The organism is Methylacidimicrobium cyclopophantes (assembly GCF_902143385.2).
GTDB lineage: Bacteria > Verrucomicrobiota > Verrucomicrobiia > Methylacidiphilales > Methylacidiphilaceae > Methylacidimicrobium > Methylacidimicrobium cyclopophantes.
In genome coordinates this window covers 1-19195 of sequence record NZ_CABFUZ020000132.1, presented here as the reverse complement: position 1 = coordinate 19195, position 19195 = coordinate 1, and the positions used below count along the sequence as shown (strand labels likewise).

Sequence of the window (19195 nt, the reverse complement as noted above, 5' to 3'; positions counted from 1 at the left end):
GCTCGTCCGCCGAGCCGACGATGGCGATCGGTGCATTCACCGCCACCCGCTCCCCCTCTTGGATCAGGATCTTGCGCAAGACGCCCGATTCAAAGGCCTCCAAATCCATCACCGCCTTGTCCGTTTCGACTTCTGCAATCACTTCTCCTTCCTCGATCTTCTCTCCCTCCTTTTTCTTCCATGCGACAAGACGGCCTTCCGACATCGAAGGGCTCAATTGCGGCATCGTGATCTGCTTAGCCATAATTCCAGCGGACAAATTCCGTTCGGCGCGTGCCCGCGCTCGTCTGGGACCCTAGGGATCGCCTCGACGTGGGGTCAAGTACTTTTCGGCTCCGGCTCTCCTCGGCGAGAGCAGAAAGGTTGCGAGAGAGGCGATGTCGATGTCAAATCCGAGCGATGGGTCGTCGCGATCGAGCCGCACGCGATCGCGACGATTCGCCGGCGAGTTGGATGAGGGCGAAGAGATGACGCTGACCAGGGAGGAATTAGGGCAACGTTTGCGCAGGAGCCGCGAGAGCGCCGGGTTGAGCCAGAGGGATGCGGCGAAGGAGCTGGGGCTTCCTCGCCCGTCGATCTCCCAGATTGAAGCCGGGAAGCGCGGGGTGGAGAGCTTAGAGCTGGTTCGGTTGGCTCGGCTCTACGGCAAGCCGGTCTCCTGGTTTTTAGAGCCCGGAACCGGTGCGAACCCCTTAGAGCTCGTGACAAACTTGGAGAGTTTCCCGAAGGCGGATCAGGAGGTCCTTTTGCGCTTCGTCCGCTTTTGTGAAGACTACGGTTGGATCGAAGCCGAGCTGGGAATCTTCCCCGCCTCCCCGCTGCCGGATTACGGAGCGGCGGGCGATCCCGCGGATGAGGGAGATGCGGTGCGCCAAGGCGAAGCGGTGGCGGAGGCGGAAAGGCGAAGGCTGGGTCTGGGCGGGATCTGCGGAGAGGGGATCGGCGGCTTGCTCGATCGGCTGGGAATCCGGCTTTCCATTCGAGAGCTGCCCGGATGCCGAGTCCGAAGCGCTTTTTTCTTCCATCCGCGATTGGGCGCGGCCGTTTTCGGCAACTCGAGTCGAAACAATGGGTGGCTCCCTCTGGTTCTCGCGGAAGAGTATGCCCATCTCCTTTTCGATCGGAGACTGGCGGGAGCGATCCACGCGGAGATGGCCGGCGAACGAAAGGAACCCCAGGCTCTCCGATCGATCCGCGCGCGCCGGTTCGCCTTTGCCTTCGTTCTCCCCGTGCCCGATCTGCGCAAAGCCGTTCCCTTTGATCCGGTGGTTCGGACGGAGGGAGGGCATCGACTCGGCATTCCGGACCTTTTGCTCCTCCACCGGACGTTCCGCTGTCCGACGGAGGTGCTTTGGCAACGATGGGAGCAGCTCGGCTGGGTCCGTGCGGAGCAGCGGGAACGCCTCGGATCCATTCGATTGGGCGAATGGAAGCGAAGATTCGGAGAAAGCGGAGAAGAGGAAACGAGGTGGGACCATCCCTATCCCGACCGATTCATACGCTTGGTTCTGGAGGGCTGCCGGAAGGGGAAGGTGGGGAGGGAGCGGCTGGCGACTCTCTTCGATCTGGATCGGATGCAGGCAGGACGTCTTTTGTCCTGGGTAGATCGCTGCGCTCGACTGGATCTATGCTGAGCGTGTCCTTGCTTCCCTCCAGGGGAGAGGCGTATGGTTGACGGATAGGGGAAACGCCGAGGCCCGGCGTGCAGGCGATGAGGAAGGTGCAAAGGCGAGCCGGCTTACTTCTCGTCGGGGTTGTCGCGGGAATGTGGACGTTCGTCGCGCTGTCCTGGATGCCGATAGGCGCGCGAGCGGCACAGGCTTCTCCGCAGGATCGGTTCCTCGAGGCTTACGTAGCGCTTCGCGAGGCGGACAGGCTCGCGGCCCGGAAGGATTACGCCGGAGCGAGTCGAGGCTATCAGCAGGCCCTTTCGCAGCTCTCGGAAATTCGTCGATATTATCCCGATTGGGAGCCGGCGGTCATTCGCTACCGCCTTCGCTACGCAACGGAGCGATTGGCGGCTGTAGGGAAAAAGGCGGCTCTTGCGCAGCAAGGATCTCCCCCGCTCCCTACGGAAGGAGGCTCGGGAGGGGCACCCGCAGACCTCCGGGAACTCATGACGCTCAAGGCTCGAATCGCCGATCTCCAAGCAGCGCTCCTCCGCTCCCAGGAGCAGAGAGACCAGCTCTTCGCCGATCTCTCCCGCTTGCGCAAAGCGGCTCCGGAGCAAGGGTCGAACCTCGGCAGCTCACGCCTCGCGGACCGGGAAGACACCGAGCGGCTGGCGGATCGATTGGAGCAAAGCGTCGGTCAATCGCTCGAGACGCTCGCGGCGCTCCAAAAAGAAAATCGCTCTCTACAAAACATTCTCGCAAGATTGCGAGAGCAGCTCGCGGAGATTCCGGCACCCGGCAACGCCCCATCCGTGCGGCCCGAGCCCAAGGATCAGGCGGCGTTGCGACAAGAAAATCTCCTCCTCCGCGCGGCATTGGCCGACCTCTCCGATCAGGCCAAGCGGTTGGCAGCCGAAAAGCGCGCGATTTTGACTGAATTTCGTAGAGGATTTCGACAAAGCACTGAGGGAGAGCCGGTCGAACCGCGTCTCCGATCGGAAAGCGCAAAGCAGGTGCTGGGAGGAGCGAGGAGCGCCGCGGGAAGGGAAGAGGCTGCCGGCCCCGGGCCCGAAGTGATGAGCGCGCGCGGCCTTCCCCCGCTCTCCGTCGAGGAGCTGAGCCGGATGCTCAACGAGGCGGCGCGCCGGTATGGGCAGGGGCGGCTTGCGGAGGCGGCCGATCTCTATGAGCAGATTTTGGAAAGGGAGGTGCGGAATGCCACCGCCTGGTGCAATCTCGGTGTGGTCCGCTTCGCTCAAAGGCGCTATGCGCAGGCGCAAGAGGCGTTGCGCAAGGCAATCGAGCTCCACCCCCGAGATCCTTACCCCTACTCGGTTCTCGGGATGGCCTATTATCGGACCGGATCCTATCTGCTCGCCACGACCGTTCTGGAGCGGGCGGTGGCGATCGATGGAAATGACTGTCGAATCCGGAGGGAGCTCGGTTTAGCCTACGCGGCCAGCGGAAAAGAGAGCGCTGCGAAGCGAGAGCTGCTCAAGGCTTTGGCGATTAACCCCTCCGACGGAGAGAGCCATTTTAATCTAGCCCTTCTCTACGCTTCCGAGGTGCCGCCGCAAAAGAAGAAGGCCCGCATCCACTACCGGTCGGCGTTGGCCTTGGGCATGGCGAAGGATGTCGCGCTGGAAAGCGCCCTCCATTAGTCGCAATCGGTATTCGCCCAATGCCGTTGGCTTATCGGGCGAGCGATTCTTCGGAATCGGGGATTTCCGAAAGGAGCTTCTCGGCTTGCGCGCGAGCTTCCTCCATTTTTCCATAGCGGATCTCGCGGTATCCACGAACGGCTTCCGGCAAGCGCAAGATCGAGAGCCACCGCTGGTATTCCGAGGGCGAGGAGAACGAGAAGCGCCCGAGCAACTCGCAATACCAGTCTCGGAACTCCTTCTCCCTTTGATGCCATCGGGTGAGGATGCGCCGGAGGAACTTGGCCCGCCGCATGACCCGAAGCATCCAATCGCGAGACTCCATCCGGAAACGGAGACGAAACGGACCAAATACGAACTCCGGTCGGGTCAAATGCCGATAGAGGATCCGGTCTCCCCGCGCCGGGTCTACATGGTAGAGTTCCCGGTCTCGTTCTTTCTTCTCCTTGGAGGTGAGCAGGCGAGCCACCTCGACCTCGTCCTTGATCGCCATCACGCGATGGGCGTTCCAAATCACCGCTTTGGTGGCCGCCATCCCGAATTGCGCCGAGTCTTTCGCGGCGACCGAGCGAACGAGCTTTGTATATCTTTCGGCATAGGCGGCATCCTCGTAATGGAAGAGGTCTCGAATGCGGAGGATGAAGTCGCGCAGATCGGCCTCGGCCAAGGGAAGGCCGGCGATCCCCTGGGTGATGCACTGCCAAAGCCGCTGGCCCCGTTCTTTCCCCCGGCTTCCTTCCTGCTCCAGCTCCTCTAGGCTCTTCGCAATTTCGCTTTGCGGCGTAGGAGGTTCCAAAGGTTGCACAAACTCTTCCGAATGTTCCGCAAGATAGCGGCCGAAGAGGAAGGCTTGCCAATTGGCGGAGGCGGAGCCGCCCATCGTTTCCTGGATGGCCCATTCCAAGCTCTCCTGCGAAAGGGGAAGCTCGCCCCGCTGAAAGGCGATCCCGACCAGAATGGTGTTCGCGTAAAGCTTGGTGCCGAGGTGCCGTTCCGCCAGAGCGGATACTTCGCACCGGAAGAACCGGTGCGGGTCGGTGGCTTGCCGAATCCTTTCCTCGAGATCCTTCACGCAAAAGTCTTCTCGTCCGAGGAGGTTCAAGATCGTCGGCGTCTTGGAGGAGTTGAGGATGACGCCCGTACGATCGGGCGACCCTACGCGCAGCCGGCCGGAGCCGTCGAGAGCCCGAGCGGTTTCCAGCGGATCGAGACCGAGAATGAGATCGACAGCGCCATACATAGGGATCGCCGTGGTGGGTGGATCGCCCTCCTTCCGATAGACGATATGCGAGTAGACGGCCCCATTGCGAATCGCGAGGCCGTTTCGATCGCAGAAGAGAACCTGATATCCCTCCCGGTGGCCGGCGCGGACGAGGACGGCGGCCGTGCTGGCAATGCCCATGCCGCCGACCCCCGTCAAGAAGAGGCGATGCGTTCCCGAAAATGGTCGAGGACGGGGTGCCGGAAGAGTGTCGAAGGCGAGTGAGTCGAGGGCGGAGCTGGGCCGGTTGCCCCGAACGACGGTGACTTCCTCAAAGGCGGGGCAAGCATAGAGCTTGGCGCAAGCTCCGTCGGCGACGCACCAGGAAAGATCGGTTTGCACCTTTCGGCCGAAGTCGGTCTCCGTGAAGGTCAATCCGGGACAGCCGGTGCTCGTCGTACAGGCGAGGCAATATTCGCAAACTTCCGGAGTGATATGGATGTACCGTTTTTGCGGCAGATAGCCCTTTTTCCGAATCTCCTCGCGCTCTTGGCGGGCCTGCCGGCGGTGCGTAAGAATTCCGCACTCCTTGTCGGCGATCACGACCTTGACTCCATCCCGGAGAACGGTCTCCTCGAGGACGGCCCGATAGTGATCCCGTAAGCCCGGGTTGACTCGAATGACTTCGCAATTGCCTTCGGCGGTGATCGCCTCCACGACCTTGTCGATGTTTTGCGTGAAGGTCGAGTTTCCCAGGAGATCCTTTTCCAATCCCGGAGTTGTCTGGTGGCCGGTCATGGCCGTGGTCCGGTTGTCCAGGATGATGTAGGCGAGATCTTGCCGATTTTTGATCGAATTGGAGATCGCGATTTGGCCCGAATGGAAGAACGTCGAGTCGCCCATGAAGACGACCTGCTTGTTTCGGATAAACGGGTCGACGCCGAGTCCGGTTCCCCCTCCTAAACCCATACCGCTGTAGTTGTGCATGAGCGACTTTGTCGGCTCGAACATCAGCATGGTGTAGCAGCCGGTGTCCCCATGAAAGACGAGATCGACCGGCTCGCGCCGGTGGTGGCGCTGCATGTAGTCGGGATTTCGAAAGTCGCGCTGGATCTCCAGGAAGACCGAGGCGGAGTCCCGATGGGGGCATCCGGGACAGAAGGTGGGAGTCCTCGCGGGTAGCCGCCAGGAAGAGCCTGAGACGCTTTTGAGACGTGCAAGGCAGCTCCGCACCTTGCTTTGCCGAGACGGGGGTGCATCGAGCGCGAAGAGCGGTCCGAGAAGTTCGGCGAGGAGAGAGGGGTGGAGACCCCCATGAGAGGGGATGCCCGGGAGTTGGTCCGGGAACTTCTTTCCCCAAACCTTTTGAAGGACCCCGGCTTGTTGTAGGGCGTGGGAAACCGCTTCCTCCAAAAAAGGTCGGCGCTCCTCTACGACGACGAGCTCTTCGACTTCTCGAGCAAAGTGGAGGAGCGTATGGGGGTTGATCGGATAGGTGAGACCCAGCTTGAGGACGGGAATGTCTTCCAAGAGCCCGAGCTCCTGCAAGGCTTGTTCGAGGTACCAGGCGGCCATTCCGGAGCTGACGAGGCCGAATCGCCGCCGCCCTCGAGAACGGGGATAGGGCAGAACTCGGTCGACGCCTAACTTCTCGGTCTCGGCCCAAAGCCGGCGATATCGTGCCGAGAGATCCTCTTCCCTGCGGCCGGTCCGAGGCGGGAGGAGGACGCGGGACTCGTAGTCGATGGCGGCCGTTTCCAAGGTTACGGGATTGAGCGTGTTGACGCGGGGAAAGTGATTGCGGCGGACGGAGACCGAGCCGCCGCCATCGGCTTGGTTGGTCGTGACTAGGTAGCCGACGTAGAGGTTCGCTTGCCGGGAAAGCCGGAAGCCGACATCGATCCAATCCTTGAGTTCTTGAAGGGTGGCCGGTTCGAGTACCGGCATGTGAAGGTGCTCGGCAAGAAAGCGGGAGTCTGCAGGAACCTGCGTAGAATCGTTCCAGGGATCATCCCCGACGATGATCAGGCAGCCTCCGTCCGGATGCGCCCCGCTGAGATTGCCCAAGGCCAGAGCGTCCGCCGCCACGTGGAGACCGACGCTCTTCATGACGGCTACGGCCCGCAACCCGAGCATCTGGGAACCGTTGATCATGGCCGCCGCGAGCGCCTCGTTGTTGGCGAGGGTGGCTTGCATGCCATGCGTGCGGAAGAGGCCGGCAATGGCTTCGATCGTGTCGAAGATGCCGGAGACGGGGGAACCCGGATAGCCCGTCCATAAGTGGGTGCCGCCCTCGGTTTCCAGAAGCCCTTTTACCATCGCCTCGTTCCCGGTAAAGACTTCGAAACCGTCTTCTTTCAGGAAACGGGGATCGGCGGCGGAAATCACGCTTTTGGTCGCCATCGAATCCTATTTCCATAGAGGGAGACGAGCCTTCTGTAAACGCAGAAATACGGAGACCAGGGTTGGCGCAGAGCCTTTCCGCCCGCCGGACGAAAAGTGTGCGCAGTTGGGTCGCCTTCGATATAGTGGATCTATGAAAGATCTTCTCTTTCTCCTTTCTTCCGGATTTACCGACGGAGAAGGAGCTCCCTACTACTGTCCCCACTGTGCGATCTTCGAGGGACTGGTCGCCCTCTATCCGAAGTTGGCGGAGGAGCTCACGATCCGACGAGTAGCGTATCCGCGTCCGCGGCCGGAAATCGTCGGCTTGTTGGGGGAGGAGAACCAATCCTGCCCCGTGCTGATCCTCCACCAAGAACCGCCGGCTTCTTGCTCGGATTTGGCCTGGAGGAAAGCAAACGGCCGCCCGTTTCTCGACGATCCCACGGCGATCGGGCACTATCTTGCCCGCGTCTACGGCGTTCCGCGGCCGCACTCTTGAGATGGTAGGCCGAGCGGGCGCATCTCGGGCCATTCGCACCACCTCCGGTAGGAACTTTACGAGAATTGCGGACTGCGGCGAAGACCGAGCGAGCGCTTTCCTCGTGCCGGCCCGACTGCCGCTAGGCAAGAGAAGAGCGGCGAGGATAGGGACAGAGCTCTCGCAGCTCGCATCGGTCGCAGCCGGGATTACGCGCCGTGCAGACTGCTCGGCCATGGGCCTGGAGCAGATGGCAAAACGCGACCCGGTCCTCTTCGGGAACGAGAACGACCAAATCGGCTTCGATCTTGTCTGGATCGGTTTGCGTCGTGAGCCCGAGCCTTCCCGCGACTCGGCTGACATGCGTGTCAACGCCGATCGTGGGTTGACCGAAGGCGTTGCCGAGAACGATGTTCGCGGTCTTCCGGCCCACACCCGGTAGAGAGAGGAGATCCTCGAGCCGATCGGGGACCTTCCCCCCGAAGCGATCGATTAGGGCCCGGCAGGCTTTTTGGATAGCTCGGGTCTTGTTTCGGTAGAAGTTGATCTTTCGGAGCTCTCCCTCCAGCTGGTCCGGCGGAGCGGAGGCCCAGTCGGCGGCGGTGCGGTATTTGTGGAAGAGCGGAGCCGTGATCGCATTGACGAGCTCGTCCCGGGCCTGAGCCGCCAAGATGAGAGCCACCAGGAGCTCGAGCGGATTGGAAAATGCGAGAGCGAGCTTGGCATTCGGGTAGAGCCGGCGAAGGATCCGGAGGATCTCTGCGACCCTGCGGCGTTTTGCTTCCGTCGTTTCCATTCGTCGCGGTCCGTCTCGCCGGTCGAGCGACGCCGTCAGGCAAGAAGTTGCCGTGCGGCCGCAAGGATCCGCTCCACGTTCGGAAGGACCTGTCCCTCGAGCTTCGCGTTGTAGGGCTGCGGGATGTCGAGCCCCGTCACCCGAAGGATCGGAGCATCGAGCCAATCGAAGAGCCGGTGCTGGATATCGTAGGCGATTTGGGCGCCCCAGCCGGCGAACGGCTTGTTCTCCTCGACGATCAGGAGCCGGTTGGTCTTCTGCACCGACTTTGCGATCCGATCGAAATCGTAGGGCTTGATCGTTCTGAGGTCGATGACGTCGGCTTCCTTCCCATCCGCGGCGAGCGCCCCGGCGGCCGAAAGTGCGGTGTGGGTGGAATATCCGCCGCTGACGATCGTCAAATCACCGCCTTCTCGGCAGATCCTCGCTTGCCCGATCGGGGTGAGAAATTCCGCGTCGGGAACTTCTCCTTCCAATCCATAGAGCCGCTCCCCCTCGAAAAAGAAGACGGGATTGTTTGAGCGGATCGCGCTTTTGAGAAGCCCCTTGGCATCCTCCGGGAAGGCGGGACTCACGACCGTGAGGACGGGAACTCCCGCAAACCAACTTTCCGGACAGTGAGAGTGCGTCGCGCCGATCTGCGTCCCGCCTCCGCTCGGTCCCCGAAAGACGATCGGGAGATCGAACTGGCCCCCCGACATGAATCGGAGCGAGCCGACGTTGTTGACCAACTGGTCGAAGGCAACGAAAGAGAAGCTCCAATTCATGAATTCGACGACGGGGCGCAGTCCGTAGAGTGCGGCACCCACGCCGACCCCCGAAAAAGCGGCTTCGCTGATCGGCGTGTCGACCACCCGTTTGGGGCCAAAGCGCTGCAGAAGGCCTTGAGATACCTTGAAGGCACCTTGGTATTCCCCTACCTCTTCTCCCATCAGAAACACCGCGGGATCCCGCTCCATCTCCTCGGCTAAAGCCTGGTTCAAGGCTTGCCGGTAAGTGATCTTGGCCATCGAAAAACTTAGATGTCGCTATAACGCGGCCGAGGGACAGGGTCAATCCGGTCTTCCGGGGAAAATAGGAGCGAGAAAGCGAGCTCGAGATCGGGTTCGGGGCTCTGTTCGGCAAAGGTAAGCGCGTCCTGCGCTTCCGCGCGGGCCTCGTCATCGATCTGCTTTGCCAAATCCTCCGTAAGGATCCGGCGCTCTTCGAGCCGCTTGCGATAAAGAAAGATCGGATCGTTCTTTTTCTGCTCTGCGATCTCCTGCTTGGTTCGATAGGTGTCCGGATCGGACATCGAGTGGCCTCGATATCGATAGGTTTTCACTTCCAGAAGAGTCGGCAGATGCTCCGTTCGCGCCAAGCTCACGGCTTCCGCTACCGAAGCGCGGACATCTTCCACATCCATTCCGTTGGCGGTCCGACCGGCCATGTCGAAGGCCGATCCTCGATTGACGAGGGGCAATCCGGCAGAGGAACGCGCAACGCTGGTCCCCATCGCATATTCGTTGTTCTCGATAAGGAAGACGATGGGGAGCCTCCACAAGGAGACCAAATTGAGCGTTTCGGAAACTACTCCCTGGTTCATGGCACCGTCACCGAGCAGGCAAAGAGTAATGCCACCCGTGTTCTCATATTGCTGTGCAAAGGCCAGTCCCGCCGCAACGGCGGTGTGGGAGCCGACGATCGCGTGTCCGCCGTAGAAATGATGCGCACGGTCAAAAAGGTGCATCGATCCACCCATCCCCTTCGAGCAGCCGGTCCGCTTTCCGAGGAGCTCCGCCATGCAGGCACGAGCAGAAGTTCCTCGCGCCAAGGCGACTCCGTGATCCCGATAAGCGGTGATCACGGCATCCCGCTGTTCCAGAGCGGAAAGGGCACCGACGGCGACCGCTTCCTCTCCGATATAGAGGTGACAAAACCCTTTGATCTCGGCCCGCATAAAAGCCTGAGCGGCTTTTTCCTCGAAGCGTCGGATTCGAACCATTTGGCGATAGAGGGCGATCTGTTGATCGGGGCTCAGGGAAAGAGCGGCCGCTTTCGGCTCCGCTACGGCTACACCAGGATCCTCTCCTACCATAATAGCACCTACCTCCTTGCTTTCGATCCGCCACGGACCGGATTTCTTCCTTGCCGTACGCAAGCCGACGGGCCTTCTTGCGTATCCCTTCTCTACAAAGCATATTTTGGGCCCATTGGCAATGCGCCAACCATGATCCCCGCACAAAAGACGCAGATCCCGGGACCGCTCTCTGCCAGCCTGCGCGCCCGGTTGCGCCGCTGGGAGTCGCGGAACGTCACCTTTCTTTCCGCGGAGTTTCCGGTTTTCTGGGAGAGGGCCGAAGGGGCAAACATTTGGGATGTCGACGGAAATCGCTATCTCGATTTGACTGCGGGATTCGGCGTAGCGGCATTGGGATACTCCGTTCCTGCGATCGCCGCCGCCGGATCCGCGCAACTGCAGCGACTCTCTCTCGGAATGGGCGACGTCCATCCCTCTTCCGAAAAGGTGAAACTCTTGGAAATGCTTTCCCGCCTTACATTCGAAGGCTGGGGGAAGGGAGGGGCCAAGTCGATTCTCGGCTGCTCGGGCAGCGATGCGGTCGAGGCGGCCATGAAAACGGCCTTTCTCGCCACGCAGCGCCCGCATCTCATCGCGTTTCGAGGGAGCTATCATGGACTCGCCTACGGGGCTTTGGAAGCCACGGAGATGGGGGAATTCCGCAAGCCCTTCGCGATGCAGATGGCCGGCCGAGTCCGGTTCTTACCTTTCCCGAACTGCTGGCAGTGCCCTTGGGGTAAAGGAGCGCGCTCTCCTTCGACCTGCGATCCGGGCTGCCGGCATGCTTTGGCCGCCGAGCTGAAGGAGACCTTTGCCGGCAACTCCGTTGGAGCGATTCTCGTCGAGCCCATGCTCGGTCGCGGCGGCATGGTGGTGCCGCCGGATTGGTTCCTGCCGCTTCTTCGCCAAACGGCGGATGCAGAGGGGGCCCTTCTGATCCTCGATGAAATTTTCACGGGCTTTTTTCGGACCGGACCCCGTTTCGCCTGTGAGAGATGGGGAGTGGTGCCCGATCTGCTTTGCCTGGGGAAGCCGCTGGGAGGAGGCTTCCCGCTCTCCGCCTGCGTCGGTCCCGCCGATCTCATGGATGTCTGGCCGGAGTCGGATGGAGAGGCTCTGCATACGAGCACCTTTCTCGGAAGTCCGCTGGGTTGCCGAATGGCCTGCGCCTTCCTCGAAGAGCTGGAAAAGCGGCGGAACAGCTTGGCTGTGGAAGAAAAAGGGAAGAGGCTCTTGGCGGGACTGAGCGATTTGGCGTTTCCGGGTTCGCCCTTGCGGAGAGCGCGTGGCGCCGGGCTTTTCGTGGGAGTCGAGATAACCGACGAGGGGGGCTGGCCGAACCCGAGCTTCGCCGGAGGGCTCCTATCCGCGCTCTTGCGAGCGGGCTTGATCTTGCTCGCCGGGGGATCCGATCGCCACGTCCTCTCGTTCACCCCTCCGCTCGTCGTGACCTTCGACGAACTGGACTGGTCGGTCGCCGCCATCCGTTCCGTTCTGGAGACAGAGCTCGGGAAGCATGCGAATCGGGCGGCTCAGCCCGGCTCCTTCCCGCGATCCATGTCGAAATTGTAGCGGACGACCCGCTTCGCATGTACGTCGAGAATCTGGCGTTCGAATTGGTAGTAGATCGCATTCCGCTGAACGAATTCGAGCTTCTCGAGCGAATCGATGTCGAAGGAGAGAAAGAGGGAAAAGGGGCCTGCAGGGTCGAGATTCCGCCCCACGCGCAAGTTGTGAACATCCGGAAGCTTGAGCAGGAGGATCCGGATTTCGATCATCAGCGTATCGAGCTCGGAAGGAGGAGTGGAAGGAAGTGTTTCTAGGAAAACGATATGATGAATCATGAGTGAGGATGGTATCGATTCTGCTGTAGCGCAAGGAATTGGCAGACCCTGTAGCACAGTGGGAGGACGAAGGCAAATTTCCTCGACAGAGCAGAGCGGCAACGGCAGAGTTCCGATGCAATGTTCGGCAAGCTCTTAAAAAAAAAGTAGAGTCGGCAAAATCGCCCCCGAACGCCGTTCTCCCGGAAAGTTCCGCTCCCGAGAAGACTCCGCAATCTCCCGAGGTGGATTTGGCACCCATGCCGCCTTCCACGGCAAAAGCGGAAGAAGTGCGCGCGGAGCGCTCCCAAGAGGTTCCAATCCCCGCGGTTTTGCGGCCTCCATCCTCGCCGGCCCCGGCTGCGGCTGAGGTCCCCTCTCCGAAAAAGGAGGAAGTGAGCGTCATCGCGGCGGGGACGCAGCTACGGGGAGCGCTCGCGTTTTCCGGGGTCCTCGTTGTGAACGGACGGTTTCTGGGGGAACTCTCTTCTCCGGAGGGAACCGCGCTCGTCGGAGCCAAAGGAGAGGTTCAGGCGCAGATCGATGCGGCGGAGTTACGGGTGGAAGGAAAGGTCAAGGGCAACATCTTCGCACGAGGATCGCTCGAATTGCGGGCGGGCGCCGATGTCCAGGGAACGATCCGCTGCGTCCGATTGCTGATCGAAGAGGAAGCATACTTCCAGGGGCACTGCGAGTGCGTCCGTCCGCCGCGCCAGGAGCCAGAGGGGGCACCGAATCGGCCCGACATGTATGCGTTCTTTGCCGCGGCGCGAGTCGCCTTGGCTTGGCGGTGAACGTCTTTTAGCGACTCGACGCGCAAAGCGGTCGACCGATGATCTCTTCCAATACCGTCAGCGGCGATCGCTCCGGATGACGAAGCGCCGCTCGGGGCAGGTGGAACGTCTGCTCCAAGAGGTATTGGCCGGAATCCACCGCATGGAGGGCTTGATCGGTAAAGCACATCCAGGTGCTGCCCGGCGGGAAGGGGAAAGCCTCCTGCGGGCTTTGCTGCTGATATTCCGTGTCGAGCTTCCCCTGGTCATGGAGACCCAGCATGTAGTGATCGTACAAGCTTCGATATCCCTTCGTGGCTCCCACCAGAGAGAGAAGAAAGCGAGAGCCGGGGATGGGTGCGGGAACTCGGGGCGCGAAACGCTGGGCGTATTCTCGGAAGCCCTCGCCGATGCGCCAACAGCGCGGCTTTCCTTCCGGATTCACGTTGCAGAAAACCCGCAGGATGCGCCGGCCGCCCGTTGGTCGAGACGGAAAGGCGTCAACATGAAGGCGGGCATCGTCCTTCCGATAAGAAGTGGGTCTGCCGGAAATCTCGATCGGCCGAAAGCTCGTCCGCGCTTGATAAAGAGAGGGGGCATAGGTAGGCAGGAGGTTTTGCAGGAACTCTCGCGTACTGTCCGCGTAGCGGCGGAGCATCCGGGAAAGGGCGGTCTTTTCCGATTCGTTTCCGCTCACTCCCCAAATCTTTCCGGTCTCTCGCTCAAAACTGATGTTCTTCGCGCCGCCGGAGCTCCAGCGGGACTGGAGAAAAATCCCTTCTTCTGGAAGAAGCTCGAAAGCAAGCCGCGGAAAGTAGAGGACCTTGCCCGCCTCCAGTTCCTCGATCGCTCGTTCCTGCACTTCGGAAGGAACGGCTTGGGTCCAAGATTCTGCGGCGAGTTCGATGATCGAGTTCATTGGATAAGCACTGCTATTCGGGAGCCCGATCCCTCCCTGGCTGCGCAGGGAGAGCCCTTACCGGTTCTTTTTGAGGATCGGCAGCCCGGTTCGGTCGCTCTCGGAAACCACATAGCCCTTCGGCAGCTCGTCGATGGCTCCCTCCCGAGGCTGGGTGGAGAAGTAATAGAGAGTCACCTTGTGACCATTGCGCAATGTCTGCTCCCGGGCATGCAGATAATAAGTTTTTCCGGACTTTTTGCTGACTACGTGGAACGGCATGAATCTTCCTCCTCGACATTATCCCACTATTGACTATTCCGTTATACCCGCTTCCCGAAGGGTAGCGTAAACTCCTTTTTTGCTCAGGGTCTTCAGCCCGCGGGCCGATAGCCGTAAAGAGACCCACCGGCCGAGCTCCGGCACGAACAAACGCTTGCGCCTCAGGTTGGGCAAAAACGTTCTTGGAGTTTGCGCGGTGACATGGGTGCCGATCCCTCCTTCCTTCTTTGCCTTCCCTTTTCGCCGGATCGCGTGACCCCGAGCCGGACGCTGACCTAAAATGCAACATTGGCGAGCCATGGAATCCTCCCGGATCTACTTTAAGAGCAACAGGTTGCGAGCCCGCTTGATTTCCTGCGTTAACTTTCTGTGAAGTTTAGCAGGCATTCCGGTAATTCGTCGAGGAAGAATGCGGCCGCTCTCCGTCGTGAATTTTCGTAATAGATCGGTGTTGCGAAAGTCGATGGCTTCCGCGTTGATGTCGACTCTCCGCCGGCTTTCCGGAGTGGAATGGCGCCGACTGCGGTTCGTTCTCTGCTTTTTCATGGATAGATTTTCGCTCGCCGGTTTAGTCGGCGGGACTCTCCCGCTCCTCCCCCGACTCTTCCTCTTCCTCTCCGGCCGCTTCCGCCGCTTCTCCAAATTGGGGTACCGATTCCCAGCGCCGCTCGAAACGGCTCTGCAGCTCCACCTGCCGCTGGCATTCTACGGTAAAGCGCGCGTGGGGAACGGCTTCCAAGCGCTGCAGGGGAATCGGCTTGCCCGACATTTCGCAGACTCCGTAGGTCCCCGCCTCAATCCGCTTGAGAGCTTCCTCGATCTCGTAGAGGGCATCCTGTTCTTGGGAGAGCAGGGTCAACGCAAAATCTTTATCGTAGGCATCGGTACCCGCATCCGCCTGATGCATACCGAAGCCGGTCGCTTCGCTGCCTTCGGGGCGAACTCTCAGGGAATCCTGAGCGATGCCTTGCATCTGCCCGAGGATGTCGTCGCGCAACTCCTTGAGGCGCCGCTTTTGCTTTTCGAGAAACGCTTGTCGGCGCTTGGGCGGCAAATCCGCGAGGGTCAGTGTGGCCGATTGCGAAACTTCCTCTTTGGTCGTTGCGGCAGCCTCCGCTCCTTCCTCGACCTTGCTTTCGCGAAGTTCCCCCGTGGAGCCGCTTGCTTTCCTGCTCACCTTCTTCGTCGCAGAGGTCTCGGCAGGAGCCGCCGTTGTCTCTTGCTCGACCTTCTTCGGCGACCCCTTGGTGGTCTTCTTGCCGTTTTTCCCCGCCATAGCGCGGGACAATATGCGAAGGAGTTCCGGCTTTGCCAAGGACTTTTTCCAGGAAGCGCTCCCTTTCGCTCCGGCTCGCTCCACGGGCCGCATGCCGAATCCTCCTCCCCATCCCGCAGGGGTGCCGCTCCTTTTCCTGGGATGTTGCTCGCCGAGGAGTATCCTCTCCCCATGCGTCCCGAGCGAACCTTCCTTGGGTGGAATCGGCCTTTGGCCCAGCGAGCGGCGGAGTGGCTTTTCCAGCGAGGAGAAGAAGGTGCCTGGCTCGATCTCTCCCGGTGGCTCGTGGTCGTTCCTACTCGGGAGTCGGGACGGATCCTGCGGGGTGCACTCTGTGCGCAGAGGCCGGAAGGCTTTCTCGCTCCTCGCATCGTGACGCCCATGGAGCTCTTCGGACGGCGATCCGACGGCGCGGACATGGTGGCCGGTTGGACGGCGCGCCTCTGGTCATGGACGCAACTCCTCCTTTCGCAAGCGGGAAGGGAGCGGGTCGGCGCTTTCCCCACGCTACCCGCGGAGCCGGATTTTGCTTGGGCACTCGGCGTGGCCCGGAGTCTCTGCGAGGCGCAAGACCTCCTTTCGGAGGGCGCTTGGACCTTTTCGGGCACTCAAGGCAAATTTCCCTTTCCCGAAGAGGATCTGTGGAACGGACTGGCCCGACTGGAGGAGGAGTATCGAGCGATCTTGGAAGCCGCGGGGCTGCGGGACCCGATGCAGACTCGACTCGAAGCTCTGGAAAAGGGCTCTTGGGTCTTCGACGCCGATCGAGTCGCCCTGATCGGTTGCCCCGATCCCCATCCGCTCGCCTTGCGACTCTTGGAGCGGGTCGGTCCCGAAGAGGTCTGCTCGGTGTTGATCGAAGCTCCGGAAGGGATGGAGGAGGGTTTTGACTCTTGGGGCAGGCCCGATCCGACCTTCTGGCGCTCAAGGCGCCTCCCTTTTCCGTCGAACATCCGGATCTATGCTCAGGAGCGGGAGGTCGCCGGACGCGCGGCAGAGCTCGTGGCCGCCAACGACTCATGGGATGCCGTCACGATCGGCGTCTGCTCCTCTCGGCTCCTCCCCCTCTTGCGCATCGCCCTGAGCGAGAGAAAAATCCCCGCATTCGATCCGGGGGGGATCCCCGCTCGTCAATCGGAATGGGTTGCTCTGTTGGCGGATCTTCGGGAGCTGGTGCGGGAAAAGAGCCTTGCGGCGTTCCGTCGGCTCCTCTGCCACCCGGCCGCCGCAGGGTGGTTGGGGGTGTCGGAAGACGGAGTCTCGCATTCGGTCCTGCTCGAAAAGCTCGATAGGGCGGCATTGCAATCCTTGTCGGAGGACTACCGGGCGGCGTCCTTGGAAATGGAGCTCGCCCCTTTCGTGGAGAGAGCCCGACGGTTCCTATTCCGAGCGGAAGAAGAGCCCCTGGAAGCCATCCGAGAGATCTTCGGAACGATCTTCCGCCGGGAAGCGAGCAGCGCCCGCCCTCTCCCCCCGCTAGACGAGCTGGAGGAGGGGATGAGGCAGGTCGAGGCGCTCAGCGCGTCGGCGAGGAGTCCTTTCGTCGCTTCGGAGTATCTCGAGCTTTTCGAGGAGCTGCTTGCTCGCCAAGAGCTCCCGGAGGAGAGGCCGGAAGAGGCCGTCGAGCTCCGGGGGTGGCTCGAGCTCCTCTGGGATGATGCTCCTCACCTCGTTCTCGCGGGCTTTCAGGAAGGAGCGGTTCCGGAATCGGTCGCCCACGACTTTCTGCTTCCGGCGACTCTTCGCGAGCAGCTCGGCTTGCGGACCAACGCCGAGAGAGAAGCCCGCGATGCCTATCTTTTCGAGGCGCTCGCGGCGCAGAGGCGAGAGCGGGGAAGGGTCGACGTGCTTGCCGCCCGCTTTAGTCGGGATGGGGAGCCGCTTTTGCCTTCGCGGCTTCTTTTTCGCTCTGCCGCTCCGGAGCTTCCCGAACGGGTCCGGCGGGTCTGGAAGACCGGCGATTCGCCGTCACGCCAGCAGCCTCCGGCAACCGACTCGTTTCCCATCCGAGTCGGCCCGATGCGCTGGGAGGAGCGCAAGCAGCTTTCCGTGACCGGCTTGCGGGACTATCTTTCTTGCCCCTTCTTCTTTTACCTGCGGCGGGTTCGGGGGTGGGAAGCGGTGGAGTGGCTTCCCGAGGAGCTCGACGCACAGGCATTCGGGGCGCTTCTTCACGCGGTTCTGGCCGAGTTCGGTCGAGCAGACTCGATGAGGGAGTGCGATCGGAGCGAGCCGATCGAGGAGTTTCTGCGGGATGCGCTCTCTCGGTCCCTACGGGATCGCTTCCCGCAATCCATCCCGGCTTCGGTCTCTCTTCAGATGCGGGCGCTCGAACGGAGGCTATCCGCGTTTGCCCGCGCCCAGGCCGAAGAGGTCCGCCGGGGATGGAGAACGATTGAGGTCGAAGAGCCGTTTGTTTTTCCGATCCGGGATTGGCGGCTTCATGGTCGGATCGACCGGATTGATCGAGATTCCGGCGGCGGAATCCGCCTCGTCGATTTCAAGAGCTCGGAACGGCCCGCGAATCCGAAGTCGGCCCATCTCTGCTCGGCAGAGACGGGAGAGCGCCACGCCGCGGCGCTCTTTTCTTGGAGAGGAAAGCTCCTTCGGTGGAAAGACCTGCAACTGCCGCTTTACGCAGCGGCCTTTCGCGAAAAACATCCGGAACTCGAAGATCTCCGGGTCGCTTACTTCGCGCTGCCGAAAGATCGAGAGAAGGCGGGGGTGCGGGAGTGGAAAGAGTGGGGCAGGGAGCTCGAAAGGGAGGCGGTAGCGTGCGCGGCCCGGGTTTTGGAAGCGATCGAGGAAGGGCGTTTCTGGCCTCCGGAGAGCGCTTTGGAGTGGGATCGCGAGCCGTGGCGGTATTGGTTCGACGGCCGGCCGGAAGAAATCGTCGCCCCGGTTTTTACCTCCGAGTAGGGAAATCATGGGACGGGATCTCCCAATCGTTCGATGTTGTTTGATTCGGGCTTCGGCCGGGACCGGGAAGACCGAAGAGTTGGCGCGCAGGATCGTGGAGCTGCTTCGTTGGGGCGTCGAGCCGGAGCGAATCGTAGCGATCACCTTTACCAGGATGGCTGCCGCGGAAATCCTCGATCGGGTCTTGGGAAAGCTTGCCGACCAAGCCGAGGAGGAGAGCGCTGGGAGCGGCCGGAGGCTGGAGGCCGGAGGATTCCCCCGCTCGGCTCTCGCCAGCCTTCAGGCATTTCTTGAGGCGCTCCCGCGACTCCAACTGCGAACGATCGACAGTCTCTTTCAGCGCATTGTCCGTGTCTGCCCGGTCGAGCTCGGTCTGCCGGAAAACTTCGAGTTGATGGACGAATTCGAGGCGCGGGAGCTGCGCCGTTCCCTCTTGGGGGAAATGCTTCGGGAGGGAAAAGAGACTGGGGAGAAGCTGCTCAATGCCGTCGCCCGCATCGAGCAGGGGGAAGGGGGCAAGAGCGTTTGGGCGGCTCTCGATCGGATTCTCTCCTCGTTTTGGGAAGCCTACGCGGAGGAGCCGGATCGGGAGCGATGGGGTGGGGAGACGCTCCGTCGAGCACTCAATTTCGACTGCGGAGAACGGGATGGGGAAAACCTTTGGGAAGAGGTCGACGGAAAGCTCGCCGGGTTCCTAGACGAGCGGAGGCGCGAAGAGTGGAGGAAGCTGCGTTCCGGCGTTCTTGCCTATCGAGGCGGTGCGATTGCCGAGCGGGTGATCGCAAATATCTTGGGGAGCTACGATCCGAAGACGGGAGATTGCCGAGAGTTTTCTTTTCAACGAAAGAAGATCGTTCCGGACCGAGAGTTGGCTCGGCTTTGCGGCCGTCTGGTGAGGTTCTGGCTCCAGAACGCCTTGGAAAGCGCCTGCGAGCGGACCCGAGGCATCGCCTCCATCCTCGGCGAGTTTCACGAGCGTTACCGGCGCGCTCTTCGGGTGCACGGGCGGGTTGCCTTCAGCGACGCGCCGA

18 protein-coding genes are annotated in these 19195 nt (G+C 61.4%); 7 read left to right on the top strand and 11 right to left on the bottom strand.

Features of this window, described 5'->3' with window-relative positions; translation table 11 throughout:
- Positions 1 to 244, bottom strand: a 244-nt coding sequence (locus FN369_RS06195; protein ID WP_342799715.1) for a biotin/lipoyl-containing protein, incomplete at its 3' end; no start/stop codon positions are given.
- 139 nt (positions 245 to 383) lie between these two features.
- Here FN369_RS06195 and FN369_RS06190 point away from each other — a divergent pair.
- Together FN369_RS06190 and FN369_RS06185 are read left to right on the top strand one after the other, a co-directional pair.
- On the top strand, positions 384 to 1634 hold the full coding sequence (locus tag FN369_RS06190; RefSeq protein WP_178087715.1) for a helix-turn-helix domain-containing protein: 1251 nt from the start codon (positions 384 to 386) through the stop codon (positions 1632 to 1634).
- Between the two features lie 77 nt (positions 1635 to 1711).
- Entirely contained in the window at positions 1712 to 3274 is a 1563-nt protein-coding gene (locus FN369_RS06185) for a tetratricopeptide repeat protein (RefSeq protein ID WP_142525319.1), read from the top strand.
- 31 nt (positions 3275 to 3305) lie between these two features.
- On the opposite strand, the gene FN369_RS06180 is transcribed toward FN369_RS06185, so the two are convergent.
- Positions 3306 to 6878 carry a 2-oxoacid:acceptor oxidoreductase family protein gene (locus tag FN369_RS06180; RefSeq protein WP_142525318.1) on the bottom strand — a complete coding sequence of 1191 codons (3573 nt, stop codon included), beginning with the start codon at positions 6876 to 6878 and terminating at the stop codon, positions 3306 to 3308.
- A 133-nt stretch (positions 6879 to 7011) separates the two neighbouring features.
- Here FN369_RS06180 and FN369_RS06175 point away from each other — a divergent pair, with 133 nt between their 5' ends.
- Positions 7012 to 7359, top strand: a complete 348-nt coding sequence (locus FN369_RS06175) for a DUF3088 family protein (protein ID WP_142525317.1) — start codon at positions 7012 to 7014, stop codon at positions 7357 to 7359.
- 121 nt (positions 7360 to 7480) lie between these two features.
- Here FN369_RS06175 and nth read toward each other — a convergent pair whose 3' ends face one another.
- Genes nth through pdhA form a run of 3 tightly spaced genes read right to left on the bottom strand, consistent with a single transcriptional unit; the run spans position 7481 to position 10211 of the window.
- Complete coding sequence (gene nth, locus FN369_RS06170; protein ID WP_142525316.1) at positions 7481 to 8134, bottom strand: endonuclease III; 654 nt, start codon at positions 8132 to 8134, stop codon at positions 7481 to 7483.
- Between the two features lie 35 nt (positions 8135 to 8169).
- The gene (locus FN369_RS06165) at positions 8170 to 9144 is read right to left on the bottom strand and encodes an alpha-ketoacid dehydrogenase subunit beta (protein ID WP_142525315.1); all 975 of its coding nucleotides are present in this window, start codon (positions 9142 to 9144) and stop codon (positions 8170 to 8172) included.
- A gap of 8 nt (positions 9145 to 9152) precedes the next feature.
- On the bottom strand, positions 9153 to 10211 hold the full coding sequence (gene pdhA, locus FN369_RS06160) for a pyruvate dehydrogenase (acetyl-transferring) E1 component subunit alpha (protein WP_142525314.1): 1059 nt from the start codon (positions 10209 to 10211) through the stop codon (positions 9153 to 9155).
- Positions 10212 to 10343: 132 nt separating this feature from the next.
- Here pdhA and FN369_RS06155 point away from each other — a divergent pair, with 132 nt between their 5' ends.
- The gene (locus FN369_RS06155; RefSeq protein WP_142525313.1) at positions 10344 to 11765 is read left to right on the top strand and encodes an aspartate aminotransferase family protein; all 1422 of its coding nucleotides are present in this window, start codon (positions 10344 to 10346) and stop codon (positions 11763 to 11765) included.
- On the opposite strand, the gene FN369_RS06150 is transcribed toward FN369_RS06155, so the two are convergent.
- Positions 11726 to 12037: a Dabb family protein gene (locus FN369_RS06150; protein WP_142525312.1), complete on the bottom strand. Its 312-nt coding sequence runs from the start codon at positions 12035 to 12037 to the stop codon at positions 11726 to 11728. The two genes, FN369_RS06155 and FN369_RS06150, sit on opposite strands and share 40 nt — an antisense overlap.
- Positions 12038 to 12411: 374 nt before the next feature.
- On the opposite strand from FN369_RS06150, the gene FN369_RS06145 reads away from it, so the two are divergent.
- A complete protein-coding gene (locus FN369_RS06145; RefSeq protein WP_178087714.1) occupies positions 12412 to 12810 on the top strand; it encodes a bactofilin family protein in 399 nt (132 codons plus the stop codon).
- Positions 12811 to 12817: 7 nt separating this feature from the next.
- Here FN369_RS06145 and kdoO read toward each other — a convergent pair whose 3' ends face one another.
- Genes kdoO through FN369_RS11120 form a run of 5 tightly spaced genes read right to left on the bottom strand, consistent with a single transcriptional unit; the run spans position 12818 to position 15338 of the window.
- Positions 12818 to 13708, bottom strand: coding sequence for a Kdo hydroxylase KdoO (gene kdoO / locus FN369_RS06140; RefSeq protein WP_142525310.1), 891 nt, complete (start codon positions 13706 to 13708; stop codon positions 12818 to 12820).
- Between the two features lie 57 nt (positions 13709 to 13765).
- The gene (locus FN369_RS06135; RefSeq protein ID WP_142525309.1) at positions 13766 to 13969 is read right to left on the bottom strand and encodes a hypothetical protein; all 204 of its coding nucleotides are present in this window, start codon (positions 13967 to 13969) and stop codon (positions 13766 to 13768) included.
- Positions 13970 to 14002: 33 nt separating this feature from the next.
- Entirely contained in the window at positions 14003 to 14269 is a 267-nt protein-coding gene (gene rpmB, locus FN369_RS06130) for a 50S ribosomal protein L28 (RefSeq protein ID WP_142525308.1), read from the bottom strand.
- A 15-nt stretch (positions 14270 to 14284) separates the two neighbouring features.
- Positions 14285 to 14515, bottom strand: a complete 231-nt coding sequence (gene rpsR / locus FN369_RS06125; RefSeq protein WP_142525307.1) for a 30S ribosomal protein S18 — start codon at positions 14513 to 14515, stop codon at positions 14285 to 14287.
- Positions 14516 to 14537: 22 nt separating this feature from the next.
- Positions 14538 to 15338, bottom strand: a complete 801-nt coding sequence (locus tag FN369_RS11120) for a TraR/DksA family transcriptional regulator (RefSeq protein ID WP_178087713.1) — start codon at positions 15336 to 15338, stop codon at positions 14538 to 14540.
- A gap of 78 nt (positions 15339 to 15416) precedes the next feature.
- On the opposite strand from FN369_RS11120, the gene FN369_RS06120 reads away from it, so the two are divergent.
- Together FN369_RS06120 and FN369_RS06115 are read left to right on the top strand one after the other, a co-directional pair.
- Positions 15417 to 18164: a PD-(D/E)XK nuclease family protein gene (locus FN369_RS06120; protein ID WP_178087712.1), complete on the top strand. Its 2748-nt coding sequence runs from the start codon at positions 15417 to 15419 to the stop codon at positions 18162 to 18164.
- Positions 18165 to 18171: 7 nt separating this feature from the next.
- The coding region (locus tag FN369_RS06115) for a UvrD-helicase domain-containing protein (protein ID WP_142525305.1) at positions 18172 to 19195 on the top strand (1024 nt) is incomplete at its 3' end.